Annotated in this window: 8 protein-coding genes and 1 riboswitch; of the genes, 6 read left to right on the top strand and 2 right to left on the bottom strand. The window is 62.1% G+C overall.

Annotation, left to right across the window (positions count from 1 at the left end; genetic code table 11):
* Positions 1-239 (bottom strand): 3,4-dihydroxy-2-butanone-4-phosphate synthase (locus AB4Z11_RS23520; RefSeq protein ID WP_442028066.1); only part of this gene is annotated, 239 nt, incomplete at its 3' end.
* 97 nt (positions 240-336) lie between these two features.
* Positions 337-485, bottom strand: a riboswitch (FMN riboswitch).
* A gap of 91 nt (positions 486-576) precedes the next feature.
* On the opposite strand from AB4Z11_RS23520, the gene AB4Z11_RS23515 reads away from it, so the two are divergent.
* The 6 genes from AB4Z11_RS23515 to AB4Z11_RS23490 are packed head-to-tail and all read left to right on the top strand — an operon-like array spanning position 577 to position 7,132.
* Positions 577-3,432: a M16 family metallopeptidase gene (locus tag AB4Z11_RS23515; RefSeq protein WP_442028065.1), complete on the top strand. Its 2,856-nt coding sequence runs from the start codon at positions 577-579 to the stop codon at positions 3,430-3,432.
* 25 nt (positions 3,433-3,457) lie between these two features.
* Entirely contained in the window at positions 3,458-4,255 is a 798-nt protein-coding gene (locus tag AB4Z11_RS23510) for a sulfurtransferase (RefSeq protein WP_442028064.1), read from the top strand.
* Positions 4,256-4,257: 2 nt separating this feature from the next.
* The gene (locus AB4Z11_RS23505; RefSeq protein ID WP_442028063.1) at positions 4,258-5,706 is read left to right on the top strand and encodes a cytochrome P450; all 1,449 of its coding nucleotides are present in this window, start codon (positions 4,258-4,260) and stop codon (positions 5,704-5,706) included.
* Between the two features lie 39 nt (positions 5,707-5,745).
* Positions 5,746-6,270 (top strand): SRPBCC family protein, encoded by a 525-nt coding sequence (locus tag AB4Z11_RS23500; protein WP_442028061.1) that lies wholly within the window; start codon positions 5,746-5,748, stop codon positions 6,268-6,270.
* A gap of 1 nt (position 6,271) precedes the next feature.
* The gene (locus tag AB4Z11_RS23495) at positions 6,272-6,658 is read left to right on the top strand and encodes a hypothetical protein (RefSeq protein WP_442028060.1); all 387 of its coding nucleotides are present in this window, start codon (positions 6,272-6,274) and stop codon (positions 6,656-6,658) included.
* Between the two features lie 42 nt (positions 6,659-6,700).
* On the top strand, positions 6,701-7,132 hold the full coding sequence (locus AB4Z11_RS23490; RefSeq protein WP_442028058.1) for a hypothetical protein: 432 nt from the start codon (positions 6,701-6,703) through the stop codon (positions 7,130-7,132).
* A 48-nt stretch (positions 7,133-7,180) separates the two neighbouring features.
* On the opposite strand, the gene AB4Z11_RS23485 is transcribed toward AB4Z11_RS23490, so the two are convergent.
* The coding region (locus AB4Z11_RS23485; protein WP_442028057.1) for an AraC family transcriptional regulator at positions 7,181-8,242 on the bottom strand (1,062 nt) is incomplete at its 5' end.

Genomic DNA, 8,242 nt, shown 5'->3' with positions numbered 1-8,242 from the left:
GCCATCGGCGGCAGCTCCAGCTCGCGTACGCGCTCGGCAGACAAACACAGGCAAACAATACCGCTGCATTCGCGGATCATGAGCGCCATGGTTTCGACGGTCAGGCGGTCGGCCGCGACAATCAGATCGGCCTCGTTCTCGCGGTCCGCATCATCGAGCAGGACCACGGGCACGCCCGCGCGCATGGCATCCAGCGCTGCGTGAACACGAGTGGAAAGGTCAGTGGAAGTATCAAACATAGGAAACGCTCCTCGCAAAAGTAAATGGCGAAAAACGCTCCAGGGCAAGCGAACAGGCGCAACAACCCAAACCGCGCAAGGCGGCAGGGAAGCAAGCACACATCTTCTTTCATCCGGACTATGACCGTCGGCCCTGGCCTCTCACCAGGTCTGCTGACCCTGCACAGGACTGCGCAGGCGCTCGCGGGCTCGGTCGCAAGCGACCATACCGCCGGTGGGGAATTTCACCCCGCCCCGAAGACGTAAAAATCCCACGGCAACGTGCCGTGAGCCCGAGGATTGTAGCAGGACGGCGCAAATCTGGTATCGTAAGAAAATGTCAACCTTGCCGATGCCCATGAACCGACTGAAAGCCGTACTCGCCACCGCGCTTTTGAGCTGCTCCCTGCTCACGCATGCAGAAATCAATCCGACCGACCCGCTGCCCGTTTCGCCGCAAGTTCGCGTCGGCAAACTGCCGAATGGACTCACTTACTACATCCAGYGCAATCCCAAGCCGCAGCAAAGGGCGGAGCTGCGCCTGGCCGTGCGCGCCGGTTCCATTCTCGAAGACGACGATCAGCAAGGCCTGGCTCACTTCACCGAGCACATGGCCTTCAACGGCTCTACCCATTTCAAGCGCCACGAGCTGGTGTCCTGGCTGCAGTCGATYGGCGTGAAGTTCGGCGCCGACCTGAATGCCTACACTGGCGTCGACGAAACGGTGTATATGCTGCCGATTCCGGTGGACCGCAAGGAAAACCTCGATAAAGGCCTGCTGGTGCTGGAAGACTGGGCCGGCGGCGTGCTGTTCAACGATGCGGACGTCGATAGCGAACGCAATATCGTGCTGGAAGAACTGCGCCTCGGCCGCGGCGCCACCGACCGCATGAACAAGATCCTGATGCCCAAGTTGTTCAACGGCTCGCGCTACGCCGACCGCCTGCCGATCGGCAAGGCCGAGATCCTGCGCAGCTTCAAGCCGGAGACGATCCGCCGCTTCTATCACGACTGGTATCGCCCGGACCTGATGGCCGTCTTCGTGGTGGGGGATATCGATCCGGCCGAAACGGAAAAGCTGGTGATCAGCCATTTCAGCAACTTGAAGAATCCTGAAAACGAGCGTCCGCGTACCTATGCTGAAATTCCGGAGCGCACCAAGTCCGAAGCGCTGGTGATCACGGACAAGGAAGCGACCACCAACGTGTTGCACATCCGCTACCCGATCCTGCACAAGCCGGAAGGCAGCACCTTCGGCGAATACCGCGAGCGCCTGGTCGAGAACCTCGGCGCGCTGATGCTGAGCCAGCGCATCACGGAATTGACACAGCAAGCCAACCCGCCATTCATCCAGGGCGGCAGCAGCATGGGCCGTGTGGTGCGCGGTTATCGCTCCTTCAGTTCCGTGGCGCTGCTGRGCCGCGATGGTCCACTGCCCGCCATCAATGCGCTGGTGCAGGAGGGCGAGCGCGTGCGCCAGTTCGGCTTCACGCCGGCGGAACTGGACCGCGCCAAGAAAGCCATGCTGCGCAATATCGAGCGCCTGTACAACGAGCGAGATAAGTCCGATTCCTCGATGTACGTGTCGGAATACCTGCGCAACTTCCTGGAAGGCGAGTCGATGCCCGGCATCGAGAACGAATTCAAGTACGTCAACGAGATCGTGCCGACCGTGACGCTGGATGAAGTCAACGCCAGCCTGCGCAAGTCGATTCCGGAAGGCCAGACCAAGCTGGTGATCTACATGGGCAGCGACAAGACCGATGCGCCGCCTGCCAGCACGCTCCTGACCGCCGTCGACGCCGCTGAAAAAGTCACCGTTACGGCGCGTGAAGACAAGGCCTACACGGCAAGCCTGATGCCGGTCATGCCGAAGCCAGGCAAGATCGTGAAGGAAACAGCGAATAAAACGCTGGGCACGACGGAACTGACCCTGTCCAACGGTGCCCGCGTCATCCTGAAACCGACCGATTTCAAGAACGATCAGGTGCTGATGAGCGCCGTGCGCTTCGGCGGCCAGTCGCTGTTCGAGGAAGCGGATATTTTCAATTCGCGCTACACCAGCACCATCATGGCGCAGATGGGCGTGTCCACCTTTACGCCGCTGGATTTGCAGCGCACCCTGGCCGGCAAGACCGCCAACGTCGGCACGTCGCTGGGCGCCCTGACGGAAGGGTTGAGCGGGAATTCCGGCAGCGCGGATGTGGACACCATGCTGCAGCTGGTGAATCTCGAATTCACCCATCCGCGCCGCGACGAAGCGCTGTTCCAGTCCTTCATCGGCAAGCAGCAGGATCTGGCGCGCAACAGCCTGTCGCGCCCCGAGTCCGTGCTGCTGGATACGATGCGCAGCACCTTGTACGGCAACCACCCGCGTATTGCGCTGGTGCCGCGTGCGGAGGAGTACGAAGGCATCAATCTCGACCGCGTCATCAATATCTACAAGGAGCGCTTCAGCAGTGCGCGCGGGATGACCTTCTTCATGGTCGGCAGTTTCGACGTGGCCAAGGTTAAGCCGCTGATCGCGACTTATATCGCCAGCCTGCCGGGCGGCGAGATTGCGCACAACTTCAAGGATCGCGGCGTGCGTGCGGTGCGCGGCGTGGTGAAGAAGGAAGTGCATCGCGGCCACGAAGCCAAGAGCACCATCAATCTTACTTTCGCCGGCGACGCAAAGTATTCGGAAGACGAGCAAATGCGTCTGAGCGCCATGGTGGAAGTGCTGAACATCAAGCTCACCGAAACGCTGCGCGAAAAGCTGGCGCTGATTTACGGCGGCGGTGCGGGCGGTACCATGGCGCGCTACCCATTCGGCAACTACACCATCACGATCAATCTGCCGACCGGCCCGGAAAACGTGAACAAGGTGCTGGAGGCGACCTTCGCCGAAATCCGCAAGCTGCAGGACGAAGGCCCGGATGCAGCCGACCTGGCCAAGGTGAAGGAGAACTGGATCAACAATCATCGCCGCGCCGTGCGGGAAAACGCTTACTGGATCAGCGCACTGCAGAGCATGTACATCAATGGCACCGATCCGTCGGTCATCCTGCGTCACACGGAACGCGTGAATGCACTGGCACCGGCCGATCTGCAAGCCGCCGCCAGGCGCTATTTCGATTTCAGGAATTACGTGCAAGTGGTGCTGTATCCGGAATCGAAGCAGGAGCAGAAACCGGAGCAGAAAGCGGAACCTGATAAACTGCCGCCTGGTTAATTTTCGTGCAGTAGTAAAAGTGGCAATGATGGCAGAACAGCAGGAGGCGCAGGGCTTCCGACCGGACCTTGCGCGCTGGCGCCATCTGCTGCATCCAGATCTGGATACCAACCGTCTCGAAATCCAGCCCCTATGGAACAAGGTTTCCGATGATGCCTTGCACGCGCTGCTGCTGGAACACGGCATCCGCCACGACACCACCGTTATTCTGTATGGCCGCAGTTCGTTGGCCGCCGCGCGCGCCGCGCATCTGATGTTGTACGCCGGCGTCACCGACGTGCGCCTGCTCGATGGCGGTTTCGATGCATGGCAGCGCTCCCATTATCCGGCGGAGCAGGGCGCCAGCGCGCAGATCGAAGCGGTTAACAGCTTTGGCGCGCGGTTCCCCGCACGGCCCGACTTTCTGATCAATACCGATGAGGCGAGGGCCCTTCTCCAGAGGGAAGACGCGGTGCTCGTGAGCATCCGAACCTGGCGTGAGCACGTAGGAAAAACTTCGGGGTATAGTTATATTGAAGGAAAGGGGGACATCCCCGGTGCGCGTTGGGGCCGTGYAGGCAAGGATGGTGATGTGCACAGCATGAGCGAGTATCACCATGCGGACGGCACGATGAAGCCTGCGGTCGAGATTAGCCGGTTATGGCGGGAAGCGGGCATCCATTCCGGCCAGCAAACGGCTTTCTACTGCGGCACCGGCTGGCGCGCCTCGCTCGCATTCTTTTACGCTTGGTTGATGGATTGGGAGCGCATCAGCGTCTACGATGGCGGCTGGTGCGAATGGAGCCGGGACCCCGGCAATCCTGTGATACGGAAAGCAGGCTAACCATGAGCAAACGCGGCACCAGACTGGAACACGACCGATTTGATGCCGCCCGCAGCGTGGAAAGCCTGCCGGGTCCGCACGGTTGGCCAGTCGTCGGCAACATCGCCCGCATGGATGCGATGCACTTCCACCGCACCCTGGAACAATGGGCCGTCGAATACGGCCCGATCTACAAATTCCGCTTGATGAACCGCACTTTCGTGGCCACTGCGCGCCGCGAAGACGTCAGCTACATCCTGCACGAAAGGCCCGAACTGTGGCGCCGCACCGAGCGCTCCACCACCACGCTGGAAGAAGTGGGTGCGCGCGGCCTGTTCACCGCGGAGGGCGAAGAATGGCGCCGCCAGCGCAAGCTGGTGATGCATGCGCTCACGCCGGAAGTGATCCACCGCTTTTATCCTACTTTGATCGCGATGACGGAGCGCCTGCACCGGCGCTGGATGGCTGCCGTGGATGCCGGCCGCCAGCCGAATATCCTGCGCGACCTGAAGGCTTATGCGCTGGACGTGACGATCGGCCTCTCCATGGGGCAGGACCTCAACACGCTGGAGCACGAAGACAATCCACTGCAGCGCGATATCGAATTCCTGTTCAACCGCGTGGCGCGCAGGCTCACCTCGCCGATCGAATACTGGCGCGCTTTCAAGCTGCCGGTGGACCGCGAAACGGATGCAGCCGTCGTGCGGGTACGGAACGCGGTGGCAGGATTTGTCGAACGTGCGCGCATGCGTCTCGCGGCCGTGCCCGCGCTGCGCGAAAAGCCATCCAATATGCTGGAAGCGATGGTGGTGGACCGTGATGCGCCGGGCTCCGGTATGACGGATGAAGACCTGATCGGCAATGCCGTGGTGATGGTGTTCGCTGGCGAAGACACCACCTCCAACACCATTGCCTGGCTGGTGCATCTGCTGTCCGGCGCCCCGCTGGCCATGGCGCGGCTGGCCGAGGAAGCGGCGTCGGTGCTGGGTCCCTTCACGGTGCTGCGTGATTACCGCCTGCTGGACAAGCTACCCTGGCTGGACCTGTGCACGCGCGAAGCCATGCGTATCAAGCCTGTGGCGCCCATGCTCGGCTTCGAGCCGACGGTCGATCTGGTCCTGGGCGATGTGCATCTGCCGGCGGGAATTGTCGTCTTCCCTCTGATGCGCCACGCATTCAAACTCGATACGCCGCTGCCGGATGCGGAGCGCTTCCTGCCCGAACGCTGGCTGGAAGCGGCGCACAAGGAAGCACCGGATGATCCCTCGCGCAAGCTGCTGCCCTTTGGCGGCGGGCCGCGTTTCTGTCCGGGGCGCTATCTGGCGATGRCGGAAATCCGCCTGGTCGTTTCCATGCTGGCGCGCAGCTTCTCGCTGGTGCCGGTACGCGATGCGGCGCCCGTCGAAGAACTGTTTACCTTCACGATGACCCCCAGTGCGCTGCCGGTGCTTTTGCAGCGGCGCACCCTGTGATAGTCTTGCGCGCAGACCAACCACAATGAGGGGTGCAACTTGAAGAAAGTTCTTATCGCGATTGTCGTGATCGTGGCCGCCGTGCTCGGCCTGGCATTGACCCAGCCGGATAGCTTCACCGTGCAGCGCAGCGCCACCATCAAGGCGCCGCCGGAAAAAATCATCGGCTACATCAACGACTTCCACCAGTGGGCCGCCTGGTCGCCATGGGAAAAGCTGGACCCGAACATGAAGCGCACTTTCGAAGGCCCGGTCAGCGGCCAGGGCGCGGTGTATGCCTGGATCGGCAATGATGAAGTGGGCCAGGGTCGCATGGAAATCACCGAGAACTCGCCGCCGTCCAAAGTCGTGATCAAGCTCGATTTCATCAAGCCCTTCAAATCCACCAACCAGGCCATCTTCGCGCTGCAGCCGCAAGGCGACAGCACCGTGGTCACCTGGACCATGAACGGCCCCAGCCAGTTCATCACCAAGCTGATGACCGTGTTCGTCAGCATGGACAAGATGATCGGCAAGGACTTCGAGCAGGGCCTGTCCCAGCTGAAGGCAGTGGCGGAGAAGTAAGATGCGTCGCCTGGCCTTGCTCCTGGGCTTCTTGTGCAGCGCGGTGTGGGCGCAGGCCGGCCAGCCGGCGCCCGTGCCCACCTCGCGCCTGGACGACAAAGTCATCCAGGACGCGATCAAGGCCACCGTCGCGGAAATGCCCAAGCTGCCGCCGCCGGATGCAAAGGCGGATTTCAGCGCCGGCGCATCCGCTCCCGGCACCTTCGGCACCAGCCAGGCCGCGATCGATCGCGCCTTTGAAGATGCTGTCGTGGAAAGCTGCTGGGGCGGCGGGGCGCTCAAGCACAATCCGCCCGTGGTTTCGGTGGCCGGCGTACCGATCGTGCTGGGTGGATTGCTCGCGCTGCCCCATGTGTTTTACGCCGCAGCAAACGGGAAATGCAAATAATTTAGGCGGGATATACTGTAGTTATCAACTACGGGAGCCGCCATGAAAACCGTCTCGCTCCGCCTGCTCGCCGCTGTGGCGGCTATCGCCACCAGTTGCGCCACGGCTGCTCCCCTGCGCAATGACCATCCCATCGTCGGCACCTGGCGCTTCGTGCTGCCGGACGGTTCCTGTCACGAAATCTACCGCATACGGCCGGACGGCACGGCGCTCATCACCAGCGCACATGAAGTGGCCGAATCGGAATTCAATATCGAAGACCAGCCGGATACCGAAGGCTATTACCAGTCCGACGACAAGATCGTGAAGGACAACGGCAAGGAAGACTGCACCGGCGAAATCACCAAAGTGGGGCACGTGATCAAGAGCTTCATCCTGTTCCACCCATCCGGCAATATGTTCCTCATGTGCCAGAAAAAAGATACGGACAGCTGCATCGRCCCCTTCGTGCGCGTGAAGGGCAGTGAAACTTGAAACCCGGCGGATCGATGATCCGCCCTACGAGCGGCGTGGTAGGGCGGATCAATGATCCGCCGCATCTCGCCAGGCGCCGGGATTCATGCCGGACCACTCGCGGAAGGCGTGATTGAAGGCGCTTTGCTCCTGGTACCCGAGCAGGAAGGCAATATCCACCAGGCTTAATCCCGGCTGCCGCAAATAATCGCGCGCCAGAGCAAAACGCGCCTGGTCCAGCACCTGCTGGAAACTGGCTCCCGCTTCCGACAGCTTGCGCTGCAGCGTGCGCGGCGTCAGCTTCAAATCTTGCGCCACAGACGCCAGCCGCACCTGTCCCTGCGACAGGCGGCGCACCACCGCCGCGTGTACCTGGCTCACGATGCCCGCGTCGGGCTGGGCGCGCTGCTTCAGCAAATGTTCCGCATGCTGCTGCAATACCGGGTACAGGCTGACATCCGCATTCGGCACCGGCCAGGCCAGCATGGCTGCGTCGAAGCTGGCCGTGTTGGATGGTGAACCGAAGCGGGGCAGGGCGCCAAACACGCGCACATATTCGGCATACCCGGCCGGATCGCCGCCATCGTGCATCAGCTCCAGTTCCGCTGCGGGCAGCGTGCTCCCCGCCAGCCAGTTGCCGAAAGTGCGGATGCCGGCGAACACGCTGTCGGCCAGGTGACGCCGCGTAGCCGGATAGTTGCTGTGCCAGGTGTAGTGGGCTTTGCCGCCGCGGATTTGCAGCTCGGAGCGGCCCAGGTCATGCGCCAGCTGTTCGTAGCGCATGGTCTGCTCGAAGGCCTGGCCGAAATCGCGGCAGCTGAGCAGAATCAGGCCATACACGCTGTAGGTGCCCATCTTCACGCGCTCGCCCACGTGCAGGCCAAAGTGCGGATCGCCGGCCAGTGCCGCTGCGACGTCGAGCAGACGCACGTAATCGTCCGCCGGCAGGGACTCCGGCAGCGGATCGAGGGCGGACGAGGCCAGCCCGGCTGTCTGCGCCAGCGCCGTGGCGCCCACGCCACGCGCGGCGGCCGCCTCCAGCAATGGCTGCAGATAGGAGCCCGCCACACGGGCAAGACTGGCATGATCGAACAAGTCAGCTGGCATGAAAGCGCAAGACCGGGTCTTGCC

It is taken from the genome of Pseudoduganella sp. RAF53_2, from assembly GCF_052113985.1.
In the GTDB taxonomy this organism is placed as follows: Bacteria; Pseudomonadota; Gammaproteobacteria; order Burkholderiales; family Burkholderiaceae_D; genus Rugamonas.
Note: the sequence above shows the minus strand (reverse complement) of the source record. Positions and strands in the feature narration are given on the sequence as shown.